Raw genomic sequence first — 23,697 nt, forward strand, 5'->3', positions numbered from 1 at the left:
TCGATGTCCAGGGCGGCAGCGCGAACGTGCCTAACTCCCCGTCCCCTTCACCACGACCTGCGAAAACGCGTCGCGCTCGATCCTGATCAGCGCGTTGCGTGCCACCGCGAACTCTTCCGGCGAACACATCTGATGTCCGAACGCGGCGTGCAGTTGCCGCGTGACCTGCAGCGTCCGCGACACCGGATCGAACACATAGTGCGACGCGTAATCGAACGAGGCGTCGTGTACCTCGGCGTCGCGCGGAACGTCGGTCACGCGCAGGTTGCCCGGCAGCGTGATCTGCGCGGTCTCGTCGAAGTCGCCGCCGATGCACGCAAAAGGTTGCGTGCGCACCGGCTCGGCGAGCCATGCGAGCACCTGGGTCGCGATGCCGCCCGCGAGGCTCGACAACGCCGGTAGCGCGGTCGTGCCGTCGGGCCACGCGAAATGCTCGACGGTGCCGTCGATCGTGGTCGTGAACGGCCCCTGCGTCGCCGCGAGGTCGCTGGTGTGTACCTCCGCCGTGCCCTGCAGGCCGGTTTGGCGCAAACGGTCAGCGACGATCTGTTGCGCCCGCATGCGCGTCGAACGGCGAAACGTGTTGCGCTCGGGTTCCGCCGTCGAGCCGGAATCCTCGACGCGATACGTATAGGCCGCGTCGCCGTCGGCGCCGACGTCGAACTGCAGCCGCGCGCTGCGCCCGCGCGGCTGGACCGCCGGCGTACGCGACAGCACACCCTCGTCCACCAGCAGCGCGGGCCGGTCCATCGCGCCCGGCGGCAGATAGCCAAAGGCCGTGCCGCCCGCGGATGCGTCCGCGTAAAGCCCGAGATCCGGCATCCAGACGATCGCGTGATTGATCGCGCCCGGGCCGTATCCCGGCACCGACGGCAGCGTATAGACGGACCCCAGGTTCAGCAGCACCGCTTCGTTACGGATGCCGGCCGCCGTGAGCAGCGCGCCATATAGCGCGACGTAATCCTTGCAGTCGCCGTAGCGGTTGCGCAGGATGTCGATCGCGCGATGCGGCACCGCTGCCGTCTCGCCGAGAAAGAGCGCGACGTAACGCACGTTAAAGCGCATCCAGTCGTAGAGCAGTTGCGCCCTGGTGCGCGGGTCGTCCGTTTGCGCGGTCAGCGCGCGGGCGAGTTGCTGAATCGCGGGATCGCTGGCGCTCGGGTCCACTGCGGGCGAACGGTAGCGCTCCGCAAACGCGGCGTAATCCGGCGTGGTGGAGACCATCAGACGGTCGCCCCACGTCACGTAGCCCACGGCCCCCCGCTCTGTCGGCGCATACGGGCCGTGGCGATATTCGAAGGTGTAACGCGTACGGCCGTTTTCCGTCACCGGATCGAGCGCGACGTAGCCGCGCGCATCGGCGTGCAGCGGCAGTCCCGCCGGCAGGTCGAAGATCAGTTGCTGGAACTCGACGGGCTCGCGCGTGGGTTCGACGAAATACGAAAACGTGCCTGCCTGAAGGGGTTTTGTGCGTTTCTTGCTAAAGACGAGATGCACGCGCGCGCCCGGCTCGACACCCGGAAAGATGACCGTGCGCAGCACGCCGTCCTGGAACGTCGGCGCGCCCGCCGAGCGCGGTTCCTGCACGTCGCGAATGCCTTCCGGACCTACAGGGTGCGCCACGCCGTCGCGGCCGATCGTCTCGGCGGTGAGCAGCTGGATCTGCTCGATGTCCTTGTTGAACCACACGTAGCGCTGCGCGATGTCATCGACGCCGCTTGTGGTGTTCGCGCGCAGCGTCGAGTCGTCGTGTTCCTCGACCGAGCCGTCGCGCTGCACGATGAAGAGATGGACGTCGCGTTCGAGCGTCGATGGAGGAATGTCCTCGACGTTCGTCGTGTTCGTCGCGTCCGTGGCGTGCGCGGGCTCTGGTGCGAAAGACAACGCGCAGCACACGGCGAGGCACGATGTCACGGCCAGCCGGTGCAGCACGGCACGCCGGCTCATACGCTGTGCGCGCCGGCCCGGTACGCGCGCGGACTGACGCCGAATTCGGTGCGAAATGCGTGGTTGAAATTCGACACGTCGTTAAAGCCGCAATCGAGCGCGACGTCGACGATCTTCGCGGTGTCGTCGACAAGCCGCAGCGCGGCGGCGCGAATCCGCGCGCGCAGCACGTACTGATGCGGCGTCACGCCCGTCACGCGTTGAAACGTGCGCAGAAAATGGAATGCGCTCATGCTGGCCGCGCGCGCGAGCGTGTCCAGCGTGTGCGTTTCGTGCGGCGCGTCATCGATCATCCGCGCAACCTGCGCGACGCGCGACAAAGCCGCCGCGGCAGGCGGCGGCACACTCCCGCGATGTTCCGACGCGACGCACAACGTCCTCGCCGCCAGTTCGACGACGAGTTCGTCCCACGGTGGTTGAGCCGAACCGCTAGCGCCGGCGCACGCCAGGACCACGAGCGGCGAAAGCGCGCGCAGCGGCGGCACGCGTACCTGCCTGAACCCGCGTTCGCCGCGGCGCACGCCGAGGTCCGCCGCGAGCTGCCCGAAATACGCATCGGTGTAGCTGACCGACACGCAGCGATCGCCCGCGCCATGACGATGGCCGCATTCGAAGCACTCGCCAGCGTTGCCGAGCAGCAGCGAACCGGGCGTCAGCAACTCGCGGCCGGCCGCCGCGCGATAACCGAACGAACCGGCGACGATCATCGCGATGCACACATCCGCATGGCGCTCCTCGAACGGACGGTCGCGCGGGCCGAGCGTACACAGCATGTCGCGGATCATCCAGCCTTCGCCCGATGCCAGCGTGCGCGCACTCGTCTGGCCGCGCACGCCTTCCCGCGTGCGCCGTGCCAGCGCCTCTTCCAGTTCTGCGGCAATTTTCCCCAAGATTTCACCTCGCCCGGGCCGGTACGCTTGTTTTATCACATCGGCGGCCGACGCGGTTTTGCTGCGTGTAACCCTGACGACACCCTCCCTTGCACACCGGAGAACGAACGATGAACGTGACTGACGCAATCACTGAAGCACACGTCACAGCCCATCCCGATCAGGGCTTCGGCCCCGCGCTCGTGGCCGGCGGCCGCGCAGCCGGAATCAGCGAAGCAGACGACGCGTATGGCTGGCTCACTGGAAGCTGGGAACTCGACGTACTCCACTACCGCACCGACATGCGCGCACGGCGGCTGAAGGCCGAGGTGCATTTCACATGGGTGCTGGAAGGCCGCGCGGTGCAGGATGTCTGGATCATGCCGCCGCGCCATGAACGCACACCGCCATGCGGCCCGGACACGAACATGTATGGCATCACGGTACGTATCTGGGACGCGGCGTTGCGCGCATGGCGCGTCACGTATCTGAATCCCGGTACAGGCCAGCGCGATGAACTGATTGGTCGCCGCATCGGCCGCGATATCGTGCAGATCGGCACGCACGCGGACGGCACGCCGATCCGCTGGAATTTCACGGATATCACCCGCGATTCGTTTCACTGGACAGGCGTCGCGCTCGAGCCGGACGGCGCGACGTGGCGGCTCGAAGCCGAGTTTCTCGCACGCCGCATGTCCGGGTAATCGCGGCGCGCCTTACAACGCTTCTCGCGTGACGTTACTTTTCCTCGATCGCACGCAGCAGCGAGAGCGCGATGCCCCGCGCGGCCAGTCGTACCTCATCGAGCGACGGAAACGACGGCGCGATCCGCAGATGCCGGTCGTCCGGATCGACGCCGTACGGGTACGCCGCGCCCGCGGGCGTGAGCACGAGACCGGCCCCGGCCGCCAGCTCGACGGTGCGCTTCGCCCGCCCGCGCGGCGCGTACAGGCTGATGAAGTAGCCGCCTTCCGGCTCGTTCCACGACACGTCCGGCACGCCGCCGAGCAGTTCGCCGAACACAGCCGCGACGGCATCGAACTTCGGCTTCAGCAGTGCGCGGTGACGGTCCATCAACCGCTCGAGCCCCGCGCGATCGCGCAGAAAATGCACGTGGCGCAACTGGTTCAACTTGTCCGGCCCGATCGTGCGCGCCGCGACATGTTTCTGCCACCACGCGATGTTGCGCGGCGACGAAGCGAGAAACGCCACTGAGGCACCCGCTAACGTCACCTTCGAAAGCGATGCGAAAACGAGTGCGCGATCCGCGTGCCCGGCGTTCGCACAGGCTTCGAGCATGTCGGGCGTCGCGTGACGTGTTTCAGTCAGATGATGAAAGCGGTATGCGTCGTCCCACATCACGCGAAAATCCGCCGCGGCCGTCGGCATCGACGCAAGGCGCCGCGTGACTTCACGCGACCAGCGCGCGCCCGTCGGGTTGCTGTAAAGCGGCACGCACCAGATGCCCTTGATCGTTGCGTCGTCGCGCACCTTCGTTTCGACGAAATCCATATCGGGGCCGTCGTCGTTGAACGGCACGGCAATCATGCGGATACCCAGCGCCTCGCAGATCGCGAAGTGCCGGTCGTAGCCGGGCGCGGGACACAGAAACGAAACGGTGCCTTCCTTGCACCACGCGCGACCGTCAGGCAGGCCGTGCAGCATCGCAAACGCGAGTGCATCGTGCATCAGCTCAAGACTGGAATTGCCACCCGCGACGACCTGCCCGACCGGCGCGTCCAGCAGTGCCGCGCCGAACTCGCGCGCCTCGGGCAGGCCCAGCCCGTGCCCGTAGTTACGGCAATCGATTCCGTCGCGCGACAGGTACCCCACCGTGCCTGCTTCATCGAGCAACGCATGCGACAGGTCCAGTTGTTCGGGCGATGGCTTGCCGCGCGACATGTCGAGGCGCATACCCAGTTTTCTGAAGTCATCATAGGTCGTCGGCATGGCGTCGGTGTGCGGCCGCGTGGGCCGCGTCGAGTTGAAGTCCCGCCAGTATGCCGGTCACCCTGCATTCAGACAAACGCGTTATATTGAACGTTTCGATCAGTTTTTCTGATACCAATGAAAGCACTTGATCTCGATGTTCTTTCGATGGTGGTCGCAATCGCGGACGCCGGCAGCTTCGTGCGCGGCGCGGCACTCGTACATCGCTCGCAGTCGGCGTTGAGCATGCAGATCCGCGCGCTCGAAGAAGCGCTCGGCAAGCCGCTCTTCGTACGCGGACCGCGCAACGTCACGCCGACGCAGGACGGTCTCGTGCTGCTTGCGTACGCCCGCCAGATGCTGGCGTTGCGCGACGAGGCATGGGCGTCGATGGTTCATCCCGAAGTGAAGGGCCGCGTGTCGATCGGCGTACCGGACGACTACGCGTCGTCGCTGCTGCCCGCGGTGTTGAGAAAATTTTCGGCGACGTATCCGAAGGTCGAGATTCAGGTCATGGGTTTGCCGAGCAGCGCGCTCGCGCCGCTCGTGCGCGACAACAAGATCGACCTTGCGTGCATCACGCGCGTGAAGGGCCTCGCCGGCGACTTTATCCGCTTCGAACCGATGGTCTGGGCGGGGGCCGCGACAGGGCGCGAAATCTGGAAGGAACGGCCGCTGCCGATCGCGGTGTTCGGCGCGGGCAGCGTGGCGCGTGCGAACGCGATCCACGCGTTGCAGCGGGCAAAGATCGCCTATCGCACGTCGTATGAAAGCCCGAGCCTGATGGGGCTCTTCAGCATGGTCGAGGCGGGTCTCGCGGTGGCGCCTCTCGCCCGCTGCGCGGTGCCGCCGCATCTCGTGCAACTCGGGCGCCCGCACGGCCTGCCGAAGCTGCCCGAACTGGAAATCGTGCTGGCGCGCAGCGCGCGTTCAGACCGTCCGCCGTGCGACTTTCTCGCCGAACAGATCCTGACCGACCTGCACGTCTAGCAACCCGGCCCGCTCATTCGCCCTCACCGAGTTGCGCGAGCAGTTCCTGCAGCTTTTCGACATGCCGCAACAGCAGATGCCGGTGCTTCTCGATCTGTTCGAGCCGCCCCTGGAGATCGGCGTGTACGTGGCTGTCGATATCGGTTGCGGCGAGCACCTCTTCTACTTTCGCGCGCATGGCCGCCGTCAGATCGACGGGCGGATGGCTCAGGTAACGCTCGAAACGTCGCACGTCCTGCAGCGCGAGGTCACGCAGCTTGCGAAAATGCGCCTGACGACGATGCGCCTCCGCGCCGAACGCCTCTTCTTCGACGCGTTTTGACGGCGCCGGTTGTCCGAAGATCGGTTCGGGGGGACGCAGCACCGACTTCTTGCGCACTGGATGCGCGGTGCCGCGAAACCGCGCAAGCGGCGATTCGTTGTCGATCGCCGAACGTGCGCTGGCGGGAATGTCGCCCGCCGCACGCGGAGTATCCATCCAGCCGGACGGCAGGCCCGTCACTGCTTCGACGCCGCGCACGAATTCCTCGCTGAATTCGCGCTGGCCCGCCAGCATCAGTTTCAGATAGCTCGCGGAAAACGTCATCATCCGCGCGAGACGTGCCGCCGCGCCCACTTCGCGGGTCAGCAAAACCAGGTTGGCCCGCCAGACCGCGAGCTGGGCGTCGTCAGAATCTTCCATCGCCGGGTCATCCATCTTTTCTCCCCCGATGTCGTCGTCACGCCACCGCGCGGCCCGCGCCGCGCGTGTCATCTGCATGAAGGTTAGTCGCATCGCCATGCCGCGCGCAACCCGCGCGCGGGCCGGCGTTGCGCTTCTGCATTGCGCTGGCTCGCAGCGCGCATGGCGTGCTGGATTGACACGGGCGAACGGCTTGCGTTCCTTACGCGTGGAAATGAGGCCCGACGAGGCGCACGTCCGTGCCGGGGCCCACGGGGCCGGACGTCGAATGGCTGGCGCGCTCTGTGCTTGTATTTTTGCGCGCCAGGGTTTCGAGCGTCAGACGGCGGCCAGAACGCGCGCCATCGCGGCTTTGACCAGCGTTTCAAGCAGCGGCTCGACCTGGGCTGCCCGCGCTTCGTCGTATGAATAGGGCATTTCTTCCTGCATGTACGTGATTTGCGTCAGTTCGAGCTGAACCGCATGCACGCCCTTCTCCGGCTGGCCATAGTGGCGCGTGATGTAGCCGCCCTTGAAACGGCCGTTCGCCACGCCGGTGTAACCGCCGTGCGCCGCGACGATGCCGGCCAGTTCGTCGGCGAGCCCCGGTGCGGCGCTTGCACCGTTCGACGTGCCGAAGTTGAAATCCGGCAGACGTCCCTCGAAAAAACGCGGCACGTGCGAGCGGATCGAGTGCGCTTCCCACAGCAGCACCTTGCCGTGTTTCGCCTTGAGCGCCGCGAGTTCGCGCTCGATGGTCTCGTGATACGGCTTCCAGTACGCGTCGCGGCGACGCGCGATTTCGGCGTCGTCCGGCAGATGGCCTTCGCGATAAAGCGGCTCCTTGTCGAACGTATCGACGGGCAGCAGCCCGGTCGTGTCCTGGCCCGGATAGAGGTTCGCGCCGTCGGGCGGACGGTTCAGGTCGATCACATAGCGCGCGTACACCGGCATCAGGATCGATGCGCCGAGGCGCCTCGCGAAGGCATACAGGCGGTCGAGATGCCAGTCGCAATCGTCGGTGCGCGCGGCCGCTGGCGTCATGGTCGCGGCAATGTCGTCGGGAATGCGCGTGCCCACGTGCGGAATCGAGATCAAAAGCGGCAGGCTTCCCTGATGCAGCGAGAAAACCGGCGTGGAAGTCGATGCGGTCATAGCAGTCCGGTCCGGGTCAGTTCAGAGGCAGTTCATGCGGTTCGCGGGCAGCTCCGGAATCCGGTTCTGCCCTTCGTGGATTCATTCAGCGGATCATTTCAGCAGTTCGGCGAGCGCGACGCGGTACTGCGACCACGCGCGTTCCTCGTCGCGATGCCGGCGGTTGTCGACCACCTTGTCGCCGCCCGCGTAGACGTCGCGCACCGGCGTCTCGCCGTGTTCACAGAATACGACACCTGAGAGCCACGCGTCGGGCGCATGCTCCGCGATGCTCGCGTGGTTCGCATCGAGCACGAGCCAGTCCGCGCGATGGCCCGTCTGCAACGCACCCACCGCGCGCCCGGTGGCACGCGCGCCGCCTTCGAGCGCCGCGCCAAAAAGCCGGTCGGCCACGTGCGTCGCATCCGCCGAAGCCAGCACGTTGCGCTGACGCCGCGACAGACGTTGCCCATATTCGAGCAACCGCAGCTCCGAACGCCAGTCGACGCCAATATGGCTGTCCGATCCGATGCCGAAGCGCCCGCCTGCATCGAGGTATTCCTGTGCGGGAAAAATGCCGTCGCCGAGATTCGCTTCCGTCGTGAGACAAAGGCCCGCCACGGCTCCGCGCCGAGCCATCGCCACGGTTTCCGTCGCATCGACGTGCGTCGCGTGGACGAGGCACCAGCGCGAATCGACATCGAAGCGATCGAGCAGCCACTGCACCGGCCGCGCGCCTTCGGTTTCGAGGCACGCGTCGACTTCGGCGGTCTGCTCGGCAATGTGGATGTGTACCGGTGCGCGCGGCAGCATCGCATCGAGTCCGCCCAGCAACGCACGCAGCGAATCGCCGGAGACCGCGCGCAGCGAATGCGGCGCGACGCCGTAGCGCAGCGCGGCGTCTTCGGGGCGCGCGGTGCGCAACCGATCCAGCAGATCGAGCAGGCTCCCGGGCGTGTTGATGAAGCGCCGCTGATCTTCGCGCGGCGCGAGCGCGCCAAAGCCGCTGTACTGGTAAAGCACGGGCAGCATCGTCATGCCGATGCCGCTCGCCCGGGCCGCATCGACGACGCGTTCAGCCAGTTCCGCCGTGTTCGCGTAACGGCTGCCGTCGGGCGTGTGATGCACGTAGTGGAATTCGCACACGGACGTGTAGCCCGCCTTCAGCATTTCGATGTAGAGCCACTGCGCGATGGCGGCAAGCCCTTCGGGCGAGATGCGCGCGGCGAAGCGATACATCAGTTCGCGCCAGCTCCAGAACGTATCGGTGGCGTTGGCGCGGTATTCGGTAAGGCCGGCCATCGCGCGCTGGAACGCGTGCGAATGCAGGTTCGGCATGCCGGGCAGCACGGGGCCCGCGGCGCGGGCCACACCCGTAGAGGCGGCCGTGCTGTCCGGCGTCACGGCGGTCAGCATGCCGGCGGCGTTCCATTCGAGCCGCACGTTGCGACGCCAGCCGCCCGGCAGATATGCGTGGTCGGCGAACAGCGATTGAACGGATTGAGTCATCGTCGGACCTTGTGAAGAGTGCCTGCGCGGCTTCAGGCGCCGCGCCGTGTATGGACCGTCTCGCCCGCGCGCACGACGCGCGCGCACAGCGGACGGCCGATCCAGTACGCGAGTTCCGCGAGCGTATCGACGGACCACACCGCGAAATCCGCCTGGCGTCCCACCGCCAGCGTGCCGTGCCGTGCCGCCTGACCGAGCGCGCGCGCCGCGTGCGTCGTCACGCCTTGCAGCACTTCGGGGACGGTCATGCGAAAGAGCGTCGTCGCCATGTTCATCATCAGCAGCAGCGAGGTCGCGGGCGACGTGCCGGGATTGCTGTCGGTGGAAATCGCGACCGGCACGCCGTGACGGCGCAGCAGATCGATGGGCGGCAACTGCGTCTCGCGGATGAAGTAATACGCGCCCGGCAGCAGCACGGCGACCGTGCCCGACGCCTTCATCGCGGCGACGCCGGCTTCGTCGAGAAATTCGAGGTGATCAGCGGAGAGCGCGCGATGCCGCGCGGCGAGCGCGGTGCCGCCGCTGTTCGACAACTGCTCGGCGTGCATCTTCACGGGCAGCCCGTGGCGCTCCGCCGCTTCGAACACGCGCTCGCTTTGCGCAAGCGAAAAACCGATGCGTTCGCAGAACACGTCGACCGCGTCCACCAGACCTTCATCGGCGAGCGCGGGCAGCATGCGCTCGCAGACTTCGGCGATGTAGTCGTCGGCGCGGCCGGCGAATTCAGGCGGCAACGCGTGCGCGCCCAGAAACGTCGTGTAGACGGAAACCGGATAGCGTTCGCCGAGGCGTCGCGCGACGCGCAGCATCTTGCGCTCGCTCGCCAGATCGAGACCGTAACCCGACTTGATTTCTACCGCCGTGACGCCTTCGGCGAGGAGCGGTTCGAGGCGCGCCGCCGATTGACGGAACAGCGTGTCTTCCTCGGCGGCACGCGTCGCGCGCACCGTCGAGACGATGCCGCCGCCCTGCTTCGCGATCTCTTCGTAGCTCACGCCGGCGAGGCGCTGCGCGAATTCATCGGCGCGCTGCCCGCCATACACGAGATGCGTGTGGCAATCGACGAGACCCGGCGTCACCCACGCGCCGGCGAGGTCTTCGCGGGGCCACGTTCCGTATTCTTCAGGAAGTGCGTGTGACGCGCCAAGCCAGGCGATCTGGCCGTCGCGCACGGCGATCGCCGCGTCGCGAATGGTCTGCTCCGGATCGCCTTGCGCGCAGAGATTCAGGTGATGCCAGACGGTGTGCTTCATCGCGTGCTCATTGCCATGTGGATGCGAAAAAAACGCGGCTTCGATGCATCGAAGGCGCGTTCGTCGTCATGCGTAGCGAACGCCGGTCGCGAGCACCGCGCCCGCGCACTTCACGATGCACGCCAGCGCGTGCGGGGCGTCGATGCGCAGCGTGTCATTGTCCGCGAGATGAAACGGCGCGTGCCCTTCGAGCGTGATTTCCGCCTGACCCGCCGCGCAGAACAGCAACGCGACGTCAGCCGTCAGCGTATGTTCCGTTGCGCCGCGCCAGACTTCGATGTCGCCCGTCGCCGCGCCACGCCGCACCATCAGGTTGAAGTCGCGCGTCGCGCCATCGACGAGCCGCGCATCGATCGACGCCTCGCCCGTGAAGCGTGCGATATCGAGCGGCTGCGTCAGCGCATGCGTGTGACCTTCGGCGTCGTCGAGCAGCATGCCCGCGCCCGCGAGCAGCACCAGCGCGCGGTCGATGCCCGCGAAACGCGAGAACGGCCCCGGCTGCGCCACGTCGGCGACGCTCACGCGCCACACGAACGTATCGAGCGCCGCGCCTTCCGGCGCGACCGCGATTTCCCGCGTGACGCCGCCGCCGTTCTTCCACGGCGACGCCACGAGGTCGACGCCGCGCAGCAACGACACCTGCGCCGGATTCAACGCGCGCGCCATCGGTCAGCGGCCGAGCATCGGCAGATTGAGGCCGGCCTCGCGCGCCGTTTCACGCGCGAGTTCGTAGCCGGCATCCGCGTGACGCATCACGCCTGTCGCCGGATCGTTGAACAGCACGCGACCAAGACGCTCCTTCGCCGCATCCGTGCCGTCGGCGACGATCACGACGCCCGAGTGCTGGCTGAAGCCCATGCCGACGCCTCCGCCGTGATGCAGCGACACCCACGAAGCGCCGCCTGCCGTGTTCAGCAATGCGTTGAGCAGCGGCCAGTCGCTGACGGCATCCGAGCCGTCCTTCATCGATTCCGTTTCGCGGTTCGGGCTCGCCACCGAACCCGTGTCGAGGTGGTCGCGGCCGATCACGACCGGTGCCTTCAGTTCGCCGTTCTTCACCATTTCGTTGAACGCCTGGCCGAGGCGATAGCGATCCTTCACGCCGACCCAGCAGATCCGCGCGGGCAGCCCCTGGAACGCGATGCGTTCGCGCGCCATGTCGAGCCAGTTGTGCAGATGCGGATCGTCCGGGATCAGTTCCTTGACCTTCGCATCGGTCTTGTAGATGTCCTCCGGATCGCCCGACAGCGCGACCCAGCGGAACGGCCCCTTGCCCTCGCAGAACAACGGACGGATATACGCCGGCACGAAGCCCGGAAAATCGAACGCGTTTTCGACGCCCATTTCCAGCGCCATCTGGCGGATGTTGTTGCCGTAGTCGAGCGTGGCCGCGCCGCGTTCCTGCAGCGTGAGCATCGCCTGCACCTGCTTTGCCATCGACTGCTTCGCGGGCAGCACGATGCTGTCCGGCACCGTCTTCTGGCGCTCGCGCCAGTCCTCGACGTTCCAGCCCTGCGGCAGGTAACCGTGAATCGGATCGTGCGCGCTCGTCTGGTCCGTCACGCAATCCGGCGTGATGCCGCGCGTCACGCATTCGGCGAACACGTCGGCGGCGTTGCCGAGCAGACCAATCGAAACCGGCTTGCCGGCCTTCTTCGCTTCGTCGAGCATCGCGAGCGCCTCGTCGAGCGTCGCCGCTTTTTTGTCGACGTAGCGCGTCTTCAGACGGAAGTCGATACGCGTCTCGTCGCATTCCACCGCGATCATCGAGAAGCCCGCCATCGTCGCGGCGAGCGGCTGCGCGCCGCCCATGCCGCCGAGGCCGCCCGTCAGGATCCAGCGGCCCGACGGGTCGCCGTTGAAGTGCTGGTTCGCCACCGAGAAGAACGTTTCGTACGTGCCCTGCACGATGCCCTGGCTGCCGATGTAGATCCAGCTGCCCGCCGTCATCTGGCCGTACATCATCAGGCCCTTGCGGTCGAGCTCGTGGAAGTGTTCCCACGTCGCCCAGTGCGGCACGAGGTTCGAGTTCGCGAGCAGCACGCGCGGCGCGTCCGCATGCGTCCTGAACACGCCGACCGGCTTGCCCGACTGGATCAGCAGCGTTTCGTCCTCGTTCAGGTCCTTGAGCGACTTGAGGATCTGGTCGAAGCAGTCCCAGTTGCGCGCGGCGCGGCCGATGCCACCGTACACCACGAGCGCATGCGGATGCTCGGCGACTTCCGGGTCCAGATTATTCTGGATCATGCGGTACGCGGCTTCCGCGATCCACGTCTTGCAGGTCTTTTCGCTGCCGCGCGGCGCGCGGATCGTGCGGGTCGGGTCGAGACGCGGGTCGATATGTTTCGGGTTGTTCATGGTGATGGCCCTCAAATGCCCAGAGAGAAAGTTCAGAAGTGTCCGGTGAAGCGATAGCGGCTGCCGGGATGCCACAGGTTGGCCACCGAAGCGACCAGACCCTGCGACCACGTGCGTCGATGCAGCACGAGGCAGGCCTCCGTTTGATCCATGGTGAGGAGCACGCGGGTCTCGTCGTCCGCGGCGAGCGCCTCGATGCGGTACTCGACGCGCTGCAGCGGCGCGACGCGCACGAGATACTGGTTCGGCGTCGTGCTCGTGAAATCCTGCAACGCGTATTCAGGTGCAACCGACGGATTGACCCAGCGTTCCTCGAGCTGCACCGGCTCGTCGTTTTCGAAATGCAGCAGGCGCGAGTGAAAGAGCGGGCTGCCTGCGTTGACCTGCATTTCCCCGGCGAGCACCTCGTCGGCGATCGTCGCGCCGACGTGCAGCACGCTCGCGTGATAACGATGGCCGCGCGCGACGATTTCGTCGGAGATGCTGCGGATCGCGACCAGCGTCGACTCGTACTTCGGCCGCGCGACGAACGTGCCGGAACCCTGCACGCGCGTGAGCACCTGCTCCGACGTGAGTTCGCGCAGCGCGCGGTTCACCGTCATGCGCGCGACGTTAAACTCGCGCGCCAGTTCGTTTTCCGACGGGACCTGGTCGCCTTCCGCCCACTCGCCCGCGTGAATGCGGCCGAGGATGAAGTCCTTGATCCCCTGATAAGCCGGTGCGTTCATGTCTGATCGTGCTCGATGTGCTTACTGTTCGGACGCGAACGAGAACGGCGCGTGCGCCGCGATCGTGCCGTTCTGAACCAGGCGCGTAATCGCGACGATGTCCGGCGAGAAGTAATGATCGAGCTCGTAATGCGTGACTTCGCCGCGCACGGTCTGCATCACGCGTTGCAGGCTCGGGCTCGTCTGGTACGGCGCGCGCAGGTCGATGCCTTGCGCCGCGGCCAGCAGTTCGATCGACAGGATGTTCGCGGTGTTCTCCGCCATGTCGGCGAGCTTGCGCGCGGCGAACGTCGCCATCGAAACGTGATCCTCCTGGTTCGCGGACGTGGGCAGCGAATCCACCGAGGCGGGATGCGCGAGCGTCTTGTTTTCCGAGGCGAGCGCGGCGGCCGTGACGTGCGCGATCATGAAGCCGGAGTTCACGCCGCCATCGCGGACAAGGAACGGCGGCAGGCCCGACAGCGTCGCGTCGATCAGGAGCGCGATGCGGCGCTCGGCGAGCGCGCCGATTTCGGCGACGGCAAGCGCGAGATTGTCCGCCGCGAACGCGACCGGCTCGGCGTGGAAGTTGCCACCCGACAGCACTTCGCCCGTGTCCGGGAAAATCAGCGGGTTATCGGACACCGCGTTCGCTTCGATCAGCAGCACGTCGGCGGCGCGGCGCATCTGGTCGAGACACGCGCCCATCACCTGCGGCTGGCAGCGCAGGCTGTACGGGTCCTGCACCTTGTCGCAACCGGCGTGTGAAACGTTGATCGCCGAGCCATTGAGGAGCGAGCGGTACGCCGCTGCGGCGTCGATCTGGCCTTGATGGCCGCGCAGCGCGTGGATGCGGTGGTCGAACGGCTTGACCGAGCCCATGGCCGCGTCGACCGACAGCGCGCCGGAGACGAGCGCCGTGCGGAACAGGTCTTCGATCGCGAACATGTTGTAGAGCGCGAGCGCGGTAGACGCCTGCGTGCCGTTGAGGAGCGCGAGGCCTTCCTTCGCCTGCAGCGTGAGCGGCTTGAGACCGGCGACGCGCAGGCCTTCGGTGGCGGCCGCGCGCTCGCCGCGAATGAACACTTCGCCGATGCCGAGCAGCACGCCCGACATGTGCGCGAGCGGCGCGAGGTCGCCCGACGCGCCGACCGAGCCCTTCACCGGAATCACCGGCAGCACGTCGGCGTTGAACAGTGTGATCAGCGCGTTCATCACTTCGCGGCGAATGCCCGAATGGCCGCGGCCGAGGCTCGACAGTTTCAGCGCCATCAGGAGACGCACCACCGGGCGCGACATCGGCTCGCCCACACCGACCGCGTGCGACAGCACGAGGTTGCGTTGCAGCAGCTCGAGCTGGTCGTGCGGGATGTGCGTGCTGGCAAGGCGGCCAAAGCCGGTGTTGATGCCATACGCCGGCTCGCCCTTCGCGGCGATGTCCGCGACGGCCTGCGCGCCGGCGTCGATGGCCGCGAAGCTGGCCGGGTCGAGTTCAAGCGTGACCTGCTCGCGGGCAATGACGCGGAGTTGTTTGAGGGTCAGGCTGCCGGGCGTAAGAATCATGATGAGAATCCTGTCTATACAATTGAGTTTGAAGTGTAGCGTCGCGCTGTTGTCTATACAACTTGTTTTTGTGAGATTGGGATTAGGGGTTTCCTGTAGAAGCGGGAGAATCCAGCTCCACCAGCCCTTCCGGCTCTCGGCAGACGCGCCTCATGCCGGCTGGTTGTCTCATCGGCCAGCGTTATAACTTGTATATACACCCTCTCCGTTGCGACTCGCAACCAGACAAAATAACGGCATTGCGGCGGCATCGAAGCACCGTTTTATTGACTAAAAATCAAGATTCATTTGATACACATCCACTTTCTGACAAAGTCCACCAGATGGATACTGGACGCCTCTCATCGCGAATCAACCAGCAGGAGTCAGGTCATGAAAGTTTTCGTCACGGGTGCAGCGGGCTTTATCGGCGGTTCCATTGCGGCGGGCCTCGTGCGCGCCGGGCATCAGGTCACGGGGCTCGTGCGCCGTCCCGAACAGGCCGAGGCGCTCAGGCGTCTGGGCATCGAACCCGTCATGGGCGACCTCGACGACCGCGCGTTGCTGATCGCGCAGGCGCAGGCCGCCGACGGCGTCATCAACGCCGCCAGCAGCGACCACCGCGGCGCCGTCGAGGCGCTGATCGAAGGACTCGCCGGCTCAGGCAAGCCGTTTCTGCACACGAGCGGTTCGAGCATCGTGGGCGATGCGTCCGGCGGCGAAGGCACCGACGCGATCTACTACGAAGACCGTCTGCCCGAGCCGACCGCCGACAAGGCGCCGCGCGTCGCGATCGACAACCTCGTGCTCGACGCCGCCAGCCGCGGCATCCGCGCGAGCGTGCTGTGCAACACGCTGATCTACGGTCACGGCGCGGTGCCGGGCGCGCAAAGCGTGCAGCTGCCGCGTCTGCTGCGTCAGGCACAAAAGAGCGGCGTGGTGCGGCACGTCGGCAGCGGCGGCAACATCTGGTCGAACGTGCATATCGACGACGTCGTCGAGCTTTATCGCCTCGCGCTCGAAAAATCGCCGGCCGGCACGTTCTATTTCGTCGAAAGCGGCGAAGCGATGTTCCGTGACATGACCTCGGCAATGGCCGACGCGCTCAAGCTCGGCAAGCCGCAGGACTGGCCGCTCGAAGAAGCGAAGCAGGAATGGGGCTATGAAATGGCGTCGTACGGACTGGGCTCGAACAGCCGTGTACGCGGACAGCGCGCACGCACATTGCTTGGCTGGAAGCCGCGGCATACGTCGGTGATCGAGTGGATCCGTCAGCAGGGACCTTGCATGGGAACAGAGTAAGTACCCTGCACGGGACCCGAGTAACGCGCTCAAGCGCGAACTCTGGTCGACCGCAAGTACCTTGCATGGGACCAGAGTAAGCGCTGAAGCGCTAACTCTGGTCGACAGCTAAAACGCGAACTCCGATCGACAGATCGTGAGCGCGCCGTAAGCTGTTCGCGGGGTAAATGCAGGAAGTCGTGACATGCGCACCACACCGCGCATTCGTGTAGCGGATCCGTAAGCTCGACTCGATAGAATCGCGCTCATTATTTGGCGCGTTGTGTCGCCGGGCGCGGATTCCCGATGTTTATTGCACTCAATTTCGACTGGCTGACCAACCTGCTCGCGATCCTCTTCATCGTGGCGTGTCTCTATGACGCGCGCCACGATGAATACGGCACGCTGACGCTCTCCGCCGCCGCGATGGGGCTCGCCGTGATGGCGATCGAGTTCTTCCTCAAACCCGCATTCGAAATGGCGCTGTAAGTCGCGGCGCGTCATGACGTGCAACGAACGCACGACTAACGCATCACTCACGCGCCGCGTTTAACGCTGTCTTCTCCCGCCGTTCGCGCACTCACTTTCCGCGCGACGTCTCCCCACAGCACGATCCTTCTTCGCGTGCCGCCGCGTTCTGCTGCTGCCGGCCGTCGTCTTCGTAGCGGTCGTGATGACGCATCCAGTCCATCATGCCGTTCGTTTCGTTGCGCCCTTTGGGCGCGACGTCGAGAAATGCGTACGTGCCGACCATCGGCTCGTCGCCGCGCGCATAGCGCGAGAACGTGTGATACACGACGCCGTCCTCATCCTTGTAGAACGCGCTCAGCCCGTGCATTTCGTCACACTCGAAATCGTGTACGCCGAAGTTGTAGAAGACCTTGCCCGCCTTCTTCTGGTCGTCGGTGAACGACACGTTGTAGTCGTAGTTGAAATCGCTTTGCGCCGACGACACCCAGCGGAATTTCCAGCCCATTCTCTTTTTGAACGCTTCGAGTTTCGCGAGCGGCGCACGCGAAACGGCCACGAACGACACGTCGTGATGTTCGAGATGAAGAAGCGCGCCATCGGTATGATCCATGCCGAACGAGCAGCCCGGGCAGCCCTCTTCCCAGTCGGGCCCGAACATGAAGTGATAGACGAGCAGCTGGCTGCGTCCATCGAACAGATCAGCGAGCGTCTGGCGACCCCGCGGCGTGTCGAACGTGTAGTCTTTCTCGACCTTCACCCACGGCAGCGCGAGGCGCTTGCGGTTCAGTTCATCGCGTGCATGCGTCCACGCCTTTTCGTGCGCGAGATGCGCGCGCTGCGCGGCGATCCATTCTTCCCTTGAGACGATTGTGTGCGGTTCCATGCTTGCTTCCTCCGTATCGGATCAGGCAAAGAGACGCTCGAGCGTGTCGAGCACATCCGTCCAGCCGGCGTGGTGACTGTCGCGCGCGGCCTCGTCGACGAACTGCTCGTGCGTGAGCGTAAGAAGGGTTGCGTCGCCATCGCGCCTCAGCGTGATCGTGACGAGCGATTCGTGCTCGGGTGTCGTGATCCACGCCCAGGTGAACACCAGTTTCGTGCCGGGTACGACCTCGCGATATTCGCCGCTGACGTCGTTCGTTCCGCCATCCGGCGCATGCATGATCACGTGAAACCGGCCGCCCACGCGCACGTCCATGTCGGCCTGCACGACCTTGTTGCCCATCGGGGTCCACCACTTCGCTATTTGCGCCGGGTCCGTCCAGGCGCGCCAGACTTTTTCGGGCGAGGCGTTGATGTGGCGCTGGATCGTAAGACTGGGTCGGGTGAGCATGCGTCTTTCTCCACAAAAGCGGCAAGTCGATCGAGTTGTTCAGTCCAGAAGCGCTGGTAACGGGTGAGCCATTCCATCGCTTCCTCCATGGGCGCGGGCGCGAGCCGGCACGCCACGGTGCGGCCGGTTTTCGTGCGCGTGACGAGCCCCGCCTCGGACAGCACATCGAGATGCTTCATCACCGCCGGCAGCGACATCTCGAACGGCGCGGCAAGCTCGCTCACCGACAGGTCGTGCTGCCCGGAAAGGCGCGCGAGCATCGCACGCCGCGTGGGGTCCGCGAGCGCGGAAAACGTGCGGTCCAGTGCCGCGTCCATATACTTAACCATGAAGTTAAGTTTAGACGATGAAGCCGGCATGTCAAGAGAACATGCGACGCACCAAAAACAAAAGGCGCTTCATGGCGAATGATCATGAAGCGCCCTGCGTATTACGTATCGCGTATTACATATCGCGTCAAAACGCGATGCGGATCCAGACTGTACGCGTCACGCGCGCATCAGATCGCCCAGCCGCCGAGGTAGAACGCGGCAAGCACGATCGCGATCGCCACCGTGCCGACGTTGAGCTTGCGGAACTCGCCGCTCACCACGCGGCCGATCACGAGCGTGCAGAAGCCGAGCATGATGCCGGTGACGATGTTCGCCGTGAGCACGATGAACACGGCGCAGACGAGGCCGGACATCGAGTCGATCATGTCGCTCATGTCGAGCTTGCTCACGCTGCTCAGCATCAGCAGGCCGACATACATCAGCGCCGGTGCGGTCGCATAGGAAGGCACGAGGCCCGCGAGCGGCGAGAAGAACATCACGACGAGAAACGCGAGTCCGACCACGGCGGCGGCAAGACCCGTCTTCGCGCCCGCGGCGACACCCACGGTCGATTCGATATACGCCGCGGCCGGCGCGCCGCCCATGAAGCCGGAGAAGATCGAGCTGATCGAATCGGCCGTCAGCGCGCGGCCACCGTTGATAATGCGGCCGTTCGCATCCAGCTGGCCGGCCTGCCCCGCGACGGCGCGAATCGTGCCGGTGGCGTCGAACACCGCCGTCATCACGAGCGCGAGTACGCTGGGGAGCACGGCAAGCGACAGCGCGCCCTTGATGTCCATCGATCCGATAAGCGACGCGTGTCCCGGCGCCGACAGCGAAGGCACCGCGAAGAAACCATGAAACGCGACCGCCGGATCGATCATCAGCGCGATCGCGGAAATCGCGACGATCACGAGCAGGATCGAACCCGGCACGCGACGGCGCACCAGCCCGAAGATCGCCGCGAGCCCGGCCACCGACATGATCACTGGCAACGACGTGATGTGACCGAGTTGCACTGGCAGTCCCGGCCCCGGATTCTTCACGACGAGACCGACGTCGTTGGCCGCGATCAGCAGCAGGAAGAGCCCGATGCCGATGCCCGTGCCGTGCGCGATGCCCGACGGCAGATTGCGCAGGATCCACGAACGCACGCCTGTCACCGAGATGCCGGTGAACACGAGCCCCATCAGGAAGACCGCGCCGAGCGCGACCGTCGGATGCAGCCCCTTGCCGAGCACGAGGCCGAATGCGGTGAACGCGGTGAGCGAGATCGCGCAGCCGATCGCGATCGGCAGCTTCGCCCAGACGCCCATCAGGAGCGAGCCGAACGCCGTGGTCAGGCACACGGCGACGAATACCGCGCTCGTGTCGAAGCCCGCCTTGCCGAACATGCCCGGCACGACGAACACGGAATAGACCATCGCGAGAAACGTCGTGATGCCCGCGACGAGTTCCTGGCGCTGCGTGCTGCCACGCGAGGTGATTTCAAAGTACCGGTCGAGGATGCCCTTCGAGTCGAAGGACTGGACGCCGACTTCGCTAATCGGCTGGGCCTGGGGTTCCATCATGGCAAGCGACTCCTTTATCAGCATGCTGAAACGGTCGGCGAACCGCCCGTCATCAGGTTTGTCTCGTTACGTGTTATGTGTGCCCACTGGCGTGCCAGAGGCCTCTTTTTGCAGGGTCGAACGGGTAGCCGTTTTGCGGGCCAGACGCTTGCTGACGATCTGCCTGCAACCGGCCACTACCCGCGACGCGCTGTTCTTCCTGTGCTGTCCCGAAATGTAGGGGAACACAAACATATCTCCCATCGCATGCGCGGCATGAAGAACATGTCGCGGTCCTTATGTCGTTGTGGGACGGTCGGGCGGCGCGGCGGGCCGCGTGTTTACACCTACGGTTTCCAGCGCGTCGAAACGCGTGACCGGCCGCTTCCAGCGGAGGTCGGGTGCGCGGATGCGGCGTATCCGGCAGGCGCGCCGCGAGACTGCAATCCGGCCCCGGCGGAGGCCGGCACGCCGCGCAGGTTAAACTCTCGCCCTGACACGCGACCAACTGTATCGATGGCGGACACGACCGTGCCCGCCTGTGCCCATGGAGTCCTTCTAGATGAGTGGCGGTTTCCCACGTCCAGCCTTGCGTCTCGCGATCCTGATCGTCCTTGCGGCGTGGTTCCTGTCGGGCTGCAGCACGTTGCAACTGCAATCGCCCGCGCCGATCCGCGACGCCGAGGCGATTCCGGTCGTGCCCGAACCGCCGCCGCTCGTCTTCGAGGACACCGAGCCCGAGCAGACCGACACCACCGGTCACCCGATACCGAGAAAGCCAAAGCATCTGGTCGTGAAGCCGCACAAGGTCGAGGAAGTGCCGCCGCCCGCGCCCGCGTCCGCGCCGCCCGCGCCACCCCCGCCGATCATCACGACTCGCACCATCGAGCGCAACAGCGCGCACGGCCTCGTCGACAGCGAAGTGCAGCGGCCCGACGGCAAGGTCGTCGGCCGCGCGGTCGATCTCATCACGGATGCCAGCGGCACGCCGCGCGAAATGGTCGTGAATCTGCTGGGCTTTCTCGGCGTCGGCGACCGCAAGGCGAATTTCCCGTGGAGCGCGTTCCGCTTCGCGCCCGCCGCGAAAGGCGCACCGATCACGATCAACATGCCGCAGGGCAAGCTGCCGTTCTCGATCCGGCCGAAGCTCGCCGGGCCGCTCGCCGGCACCTCGCCGCCGCCCGTGAGCCCCGGACAGCTGCCGCTCCTCGATACGAACGTCGAACGCGCGAACGGCGGCAAGGTGGGACGCATCATCGACGTGCTGGTCGACGGCGCCGCGCAGCCCCAGGCGGTCGTGCTCGACGTGAGCGGCATCATCAGCCCCGACCGGCGCACGATCGCGGCCAACTGGTCGGCGCTGCACTTCGTCACGAAGAACAAGGAGCTGACGCCGCTCATCGATCTGAGCGAGGCGCAGATCAAGGCGTCGCCGTCGTACACGACAGACGGGCCGATCCGCGCGGTTTCACCGGCGCCCCCGCCGGCACCTGCTGCATCGCCCGCACCCTCTCCGGCTCCCGCTCCCCCGCCTGCGAGAGCGGGTGCGGGCGCATCGTCATCCACGGCTACGGCCTCTTCTGTGAAGCCTGCCCGATGACCGACCGACACAAGGCTGACGCGCGCAGTCTGCGTGCCCTCAACTGGCTGAATTTTTTCGTCGCCAATGTGCAGACGGGATTCGGTCCGTTCATCGCTTCCTACCTCGCGTCGCACAAGTGGACGCAGGGTGAAATCGGTCTCGCGCTCTCGGTCGGCACGATCAGCGCGATGGTGAGCCAGGTGCCAGGCGGCGCCGTCGTCGACGCGCTGCGCAACAAGAAAGGCGCGGCCGCGTGGGCGATCATCGCGATCATCGTGAGCGCGCTGCTGCTCGCCAGCAGCCCGACCGTGCTGCCGGTGATGATCGCGGAAGTCTTCCACGGCTTCGCGAGCTGCATGCTCGTGCCGGCGATGGCGGCGATCTCGATCACGCTGGTGGGCAGGCACGATCTCGGCGACCGGCTCGGCCAGAACGCGCGCTGGGCGTCGATCGGCAGCGCGGTCGCGGCGGGCCTGATGGGACTCTTCGGCGAATACTATTCACCACGGGCGGTCTTCTGGCTCACCGGCGCACTCGCGGTGCCCGCGCTCTTCGCGCTCGCCATGATCCGCACGAATCCAAACCCGGTGCCGGTCGCCGTGAAGCACAAGCCCAAGCCGAAGCGGGAAAAGGAAGAGCGCGAGACGTTGCGCGAGCTGCTGCGCGACAAGCGAATGCTGATTTTCGCGGCTTGCGTGGTGCTGTTCCATCTGTCGAATGCGGCGATGCTCAACCTCGCCGCGGGCGAAGTGACGGCCGGCATGGGCGACTACGTGCAGCTCGTGATCGCGGCCTGCATCATCGTGCCGCAGGCGATCGTCGCGATGCTCTCGCCGTGGGTCGGCCGCTCGGCCGAACGCTGGGGACGCCGGCCGATCCTGCTGCTCGGCTTCTCGGCGCTGCCGTTACGCGCGCTGCTGTTTGCCGGCGTGAGCAGCCCGTATCTGCTCGTGCCCGTGCAGATGCTCGACGGCCTGAGCGCCGCCGTGTTCGGCGTGATGCTGCCGCTGATCGCCGCCGACGTCGCCGGCGGCAAGGGACGCTACAACCTGTGTATCGGGCTCTTCGGGCTCTCGGCCGGGATCGGCGCGACGTTGAGCACGACGGTGGCGGGGTTCGTCGCCGACCACTTCGGCAATGCGTTCAGCTTCTTCGGGCTGGCCGCGGCGGGCGCGCTCGCCGTGCTGCTCGTGTGGGTCGCGATGCCCGAGACGCGCGACAGCGAGCCGCGCGACGAAACGGCCGGGGTGCCGGAAGTGCATTAGGGCCGGCGCGGCGAGACCGTCGTTTCGCCGCGCCCGGTCTGGTCGAGAAACTCGCTGGCGCGCTTTTTCAGCTCGGCGCTGAAATCGTCGAGCCAGCCGATCGAAAGGCGCCAGCTCTGCCAGTAAAGATCGATGTCGAGATGCCTGCCCGGCGTCATCTCGACGAGTTCGCCGCTCGCCAGATGCGGCGCGACCATCCGCTCCGGGCACATGCCCCACCCCATCCCCGTCACGCACGCGCGCAGAAATCCCGCGACGTGCGGAATCCAGTGCAGCGGCGGATCGAGCTCCGCGCGCGTCACGCGGCGCATGAAGCGCTTCTGCAACTGGTCCTTCGGATTGAAGTCGACGCACGGCGCGTTGCGCAACGTCTCGCGCGTGACGCCTCTGGCGAAATGCCGCTCGAAATAGCGCGGCGCGCAGACCGCCAGATAGCGCATGCGGCCGAGGCGCGTCGAGCGGCAACCCTGCACGGGCTCCGCCTGCGTCGTCACGGCACCCTGCACGCTGCCGTCGCGAATGCGTTGCGCGGTGTGATCCTGGTCGTCGATCACGAGATCGAGCAGCATTTCGCGCCCGACGCAAAAATCCGCGACGGCGTCGATGAACCAGGTGCCGACGCTGTCGTCGTTCACCGCGACGCGCAACGTGGGCCACGATTCGACGAGCGCGCCTGGCAGCGTCGGCAGGCGCCCGCCCAGTTCGGCTTCGAGCAGTTGCACGCGCTCGGTGTGGCGGCACAGCAGCGCGCCCGAGGTTGTCGCGACACACGGCTGCCCGCGTTTCACCAGCACGCTGCCGACGCGCTCTTCCAGCAGCTTCACGCGCTGCGACACCGCGGACGGCGTCACGTTGAGTTCGTTCGCGGCGCGGTCGAACGAGCCGTGGCGCACGACGGCCGCGAGCGCATCCAGCAAGGCATAGTCGAGCATTAGCGTTCCTTAATCCGCATTAAGTGAATTAGCTTCTCTTACGGGTTTCGAAACCGCAGACTAGCGCCATTCG

General features: G+C 66.0%; 21 protein-coding genes and 1 pseudogene. 6 read left to right on the forward strand and 16 right to left on the reverse strand.

Annotated features, from left to right (window positions below):
• Positions 1–30 precede the first annotated feature (30 nt).
• Both BLV45_RS13500 and BLV45_RS13505 read right to left on the reverse strand, forming a co-directional pair.
• Positions 31–1,947: a DUF3857 domain-containing transglutaminase family protein gene (locus BLV45_RS13500; protein ID WP_090533696.1), complete on the reverse strand. Its 1,917-nt coding sequence runs from the start codon at positions 1,945–1,947 to the stop codon at positions 31–33.
• Entirely contained in the window at positions 1,944–2,837 is an 894-nt protein-coding gene (locus BLV45_RS13505; RefSeq protein ID WP_090533698.1) for a helix-turn-helix transcriptional regulator, read from the reverse strand. Before BLV45_RS13505 ends, BLV45_RS13500 begins: the two co-directional genes overlap by 4 nt.
• Positions 2,838–2,947: 110 nt before the next feature.
• On the opposite strand from BLV45_RS13505, the gene BLV45_RS13510 reads away from it, so the two are divergent.
• Positions 2,948–3,520, forward strand: a complete 573-nt coding sequence (locus tag BLV45_RS13510) for a hypothetical protein (protein WP_090533700.1) — start codon at positions 2,948–2,950, stop codon at positions 3,518–3,520.
• Positions 3,521–3,554: 34 nt separating this feature from the next.
• Here BLV45_RS13510 and BLV45_RS13515 read toward each other — a convergent pair.
• Positions 3,555–4,772 (reverse strand): annotated as a pseudogene (locus BLV45_RS13515) (aminotransferase class I/II-fold pyridoxal phosphate-dependent enzyme); the annotation flags it as partial.
• A gap of 111 nt (positions 4,773–4,883) precedes the next feature.
• Between BLV45_RS13515 and BLV45_RS13520 the strand changes: the two are divergent.
• A complete protein-coding gene (locus tag BLV45_RS13520; RefSeq protein ID WP_090533704.1) occupies positions 4,884–5,735 on the forward strand; it encodes a LysR substrate-binding domain-containing protein in 852 nt (283 codons plus the stop codon).
• 13 nt (positions 5,736–5,748) lie between these two features.
• Here the strand turns inward: BLV45_RS13520 and BLV45_RS13525 are convergent, their stop codons facing one another.
• The 8 genes from BLV45_RS13525 to hutH all read right to left on the reverse strand — a co-directional run bounded on the left by BLV45_RS13525 (position 5,749) and on the right by hutH (position 14,923).
• The gene (locus BLV45_RS13525; RefSeq protein WP_090533913.1) at positions 5,749–6,417 is read right to left on the reverse strand and encodes a hypothetical protein; all 669 of its coding nucleotides are present in this window, start codon (positions 6,415–6,417) and stop codon (positions 5,749–5,751) included.
• A gap of 318 nt (positions 6,418–6,735) precedes the next feature.
• On the reverse strand, positions 6,736–7,551 hold the full coding sequence (gene hutG, locus BLV45_RS13530) for an N-formylglutamate deformylase (RefSeq protein WP_090533706.1): 816 nt from the start codon (positions 7,549–7,551) through the stop codon (positions 6,736–6,738).
• A 93-nt stretch (positions 7,552–7,644) separates the two neighbouring features.
• The gene (locus BLV45_RS13535; protein ID WP_090533708.1) at positions 7,645–9,039 is read right to left on the reverse strand and encodes a formimidoylglutamate deiminase; all 1,395 of its coding nucleotides are present in this window, start codon (positions 9,037–9,039) and stop codon (positions 7,645–7,647) included.
• Positions 9,040–9,071: 32 nt separating this feature from the next.
• Complete coding sequence (gene hutI, locus BLV45_RS13540; protein ID WP_090533710.1) at positions 9,072–10,292, reverse strand: imidazolonepropionase; 1,221 nt, start codon at positions 10,290–10,292, stop codon at positions 9,072–9,074.
• Between the two features lie 66 nt (positions 10,293–10,358).
• Positions 10,359–10,958 carry a HutD/Ves family protein gene (locus BLV45_RS13545; protein WP_090533712.1) on the reverse strand — a complete coding sequence of 200 codons (600 nt, stop codon included), beginning with the start codon at positions 10,956–10,958 and terminating at the stop codon, positions 10,359–10,361.
• A 3-nt stretch (positions 10,959–10,961) separates the two neighbouring features.
• Complete coding sequence (gene hutU / locus BLV45_RS13550) at positions 10,962–12,650, reverse strand: urocanate hydratase (RefSeq protein ID WP_090533714.1); 1,689 nt, start codon at positions 12,648–12,650, stop codon at positions 10,962–10,964.
• A 32-nt stretch (positions 12,651–12,682) separates the two neighbouring features.
• Complete coding sequence (hutC, locus tag BLV45_RS13555) at positions 12,683–13,378, reverse strand: histidine utilization repressor (protein WP_090533715.1); 696 nt, start codon at positions 13,376–13,378, stop codon at positions 12,683–12,685.
• A 21-nt stretch (positions 13,379–13,399) separates the two neighbouring features.
• Positions 13,400–14,923 (reverse strand): histidine ammonia-lyase, encoded by a 1,524-nt coding sequence (gene hutH, locus BLV45_RS13560; RefSeq protein WP_176954162.1) that lies wholly within the window; start codon positions 14,921–14,923, stop codon positions 13,400–13,402.
• Between the two features lie 369 nt (positions 14,924–15,292).
• On the opposite strand from hutH, the gene BLV45_RS13565 reads away from it, so the two are divergent.
• Positions 15,293–16,201 (forward strand): NAD-dependent epimerase/dehydratase family protein, encoded by a 909-nt coding sequence (locus tag BLV45_RS13565; protein WP_090533719.1) that lies wholly within the window; start codon positions 15,293–15,295, stop codon positions 16,199–16,201.
• A 285-nt stretch (positions 16,202–16,486) separates the two neighbouring features.
• Positions 16,487–16,669: a hypothetical protein gene (locus BLV45_RS13570; protein WP_090533721.1), complete on the forward strand. Its 183-nt coding sequence runs from the start codon at positions 16,487–16,489 to the stop codon at positions 16,667–16,669.
• 91 nt (positions 16,670–16,760) lie between these two features.
• Here the strand turns inward: BLV45_RS13570 and BLV45_RS13575 are convergent, their stop codons facing one another.
• The 4 genes from BLV45_RS13575 to BLV45_RS13590 form a co-directional block, all read right to left on the reverse strand.
• Entirely contained in the window at positions 16,761–17,534 is a 774-nt protein-coding gene (locus BLV45_RS13575) for a DUF899 domain-containing protein (protein ID WP_090533722.1), read from the reverse strand.
• A 21-nt stretch (positions 17,535–17,555) separates the two neighbouring features.
• Positions 17,556–17,984 (reverse strand): SRPBCC family protein, encoded by a 429-nt coding sequence (locus BLV45_RS13580; protein ID WP_090533724.1) that lies wholly within the window; start codon positions 17,982–17,984, stop codon positions 17,556–17,558.
• On the reverse strand, positions 17,894–18,301 hold the full coding sequence (locus tag BLV45_RS13585; protein ID WP_322788611.1) for an ArsR/SmtB family transcription factor: 408 nt from the start codon (positions 18,299–18,301) through the stop codon (positions 17,894–17,896). Before BLV45_RS13585 ends, BLV45_RS13580 begins: the two co-directional genes overlap by 91 nt.
• A 182-nt stretch (positions 18,302–18,483) precedes the next feature.
• Complete coding sequence (locus BLV45_RS13590; protein ID WP_090533728.1) at positions 18,484–19,866, reverse strand: NCS2 family permease; 1,383 nt, start codon at positions 19,864–19,866, stop codon at positions 18,484–18,486.
• Positions 19,867–20,407: 541 nt separating this feature from the next.
• On the opposite strand from BLV45_RS13590, the gene BLV45_RS13595 reads away from it, so the two are divergent.
• Both BLV45_RS13595 and BLV45_RS13600 read left to right on the forward strand, forming a co-directional pair.
• Positions 20,408–21,445 carry a photosystem reaction center subunit H gene (locus tag BLV45_RS13595; RefSeq protein ID WP_090533730.1) on the forward strand — a complete coding sequence of 346 codons (1,038 nt, stop codon included), beginning with the start codon at positions 20,408–20,410 and terminating at the stop codon, positions 21,443–21,445.
• Complete coding sequence (locus BLV45_RS13600; RefSeq protein ID WP_090533732.1) at positions 21,442–22,692, forward strand: MFS transporter; 1,251 nt, start codon at positions 21,442–21,444, stop codon at positions 22,690–22,692. Before BLV45_RS13595 ends, BLV45_RS13600 begins: the two co-directional genes overlap by 4 nt.
• Here BLV45_RS13600 and BLV45_RS13605 read toward each other — a convergent pair.
• Positions 22,689–23,624: a LysR family transcriptional regulator ArgP gene (locus tag BLV45_RS13605; protein WP_090533733.1), complete on the reverse strand. Its 936-nt coding sequence runs from the start codon at positions 23,622–23,624 to the stop codon at positions 22,689–22,691. The genes BLV45_RS13600 and BLV45_RS13605 overlap by 4 nt on opposite strands.
• Between the last annotated feature and the right edge of the window lie 73 nt (positions 23,625–23,697).

Source organism: Paraburkholderia sartisoli, assembly GCF_900107685.1.
GTDB lineage: Bacteria > Pseudomonadota > Gammaproteobacteria > Burkholderiales > Burkholderiaceae > Paraburkholderia > Paraburkholderia sartisoli.

Bases quoted from the DNA above. Each gene is read 5' to 3' on its own strand.
- hutG (WP_090533706.1), bottom strand. From the start codon at position 7,551: ATGACCGCATCGACTTCCACGCCGGTTTTCTCGCTGCATCAGGGAAGC.
- BLV45_RS13535 (WP_090533708.1), bottom strand. From the start codon at position 9,039: ATGACTCAATCCGTTCAATCGCTGTTCGCCGACCACGCATATCTGCCG.
- BLV45_RS13600 (WP_090533732.1), top strand. From the start codon at position 21,442: ATGACCGACCGACACAAGGCTGACGCGCGCAGTCTGCGTGCCCTCAAC.
- BLV45_RS13500 (WP_090533696.1), bottom strand. From the start codon at position 1,947: ATGAGCCGGCGTGCCGTGCTGCACCGGCTGGCCGTGACATCGTGCCTC.
- BLV45_RS13525 (WP_090533913.1), bottom strand. From the start codon at position 6,417: ATGGAAGATTCTGACGACGCCCAGCTCGCGGTCTGGCGGGCCAACCTG.
- BLV45_RS13545 (WP_090533712.1), bottom strand. From the start codon at position 10,958: ATGGCGCGCGCGTTGAATCCGGCGCAGGTGTCGTTGCTGCGCGGCGTC.
- BLV45_RS13565 (WP_090533719.1), top strand. From the start codon at position 15,293: ATGAAAGTTTTCGTCACGGGTGCAGCGGGCTTTATCGGCGGTTCCATT.
- hutC (WP_090533715.1), bottom strand. From the start codon at position 13,378: ATGAACGCACCGGCTTATCAGGGGATCAAGGACTTCATCCTCGGCCGC.
- BLV45_RS13570 (WP_090533721.1), top strand. From the start codon at position 16,487: ATGTTTATTGCACTCAATTTCGACTGGCTGACCAACCTGCTCGCGATC.
- BLV45_RS13510 (WP_090533700.1), top strand. From the start codon at position 2,948: ATGAACGTGACTGACGCAATCACTGAAGCACACGTCACAGCCCATCCC.
- BLV45_RS13580 (WP_090533724.1), bottom strand. From the start codon at position 17,984: ATGCTCACCCGACCCAGTCTTACGATCCAGCGCCACATCAACGCCTCG.
- BLV45_RS13585 (WP_322788611.1), bottom strand. From the start codon at position 18,301: ATGGACGCGGCACTGGACCGCACGTTTTCCGCGCTCGCGGACCCCACG.
- BLV45_RS13520 (WP_090533704.1), top strand. From the start codon at position 4,884: ATGAAAGCACTTGATCTCGATGTTCTTTCGATGGTGGTCGCAATCGCG.
- BLV45_RS13590 (WP_090533728.1), bottom strand. From the start codon at position 19,866: ATGATGGAACCCCAGGCCCAGCCGATTAGCGAAGTCGGCGTCCAGTCC.
- BLV45_RS13595 (WP_090533730.1), top strand. From the start codon at position 20,408: ATGAGTGGCGGTTTCCCACGTCCAGCCTTGCGTCTCGCGATCCTGATC.
- BLV45_RS13575 (WP_090533722.1), bottom strand. From the start codon at position 17,534: ATGGAACCGCACACAATCGTCTCAAGGGAAGAATGGATCGCCGCGCAG.
- BLV45_RS13605 (WP_090533733.1), bottom strand. From the start codon at position 23,624: ATGCTCGACTATGCCTTGCTGGATGCGCTCGCGGCCGTCGTGCGCCAC.
- hutI (WP_090533710.1), bottom strand. From the start codon at position 10,292: ATGAAGCACACCGTCTGGCATCACCTGAATCTCTGCGCGCAAGGCGAT.
- hutU (WP_090533714.1), bottom strand. From the start codon at position 12,650: ATGAACAACCCGAAACATATCGACCCGCGTCTCGACCCGACCCGCACG.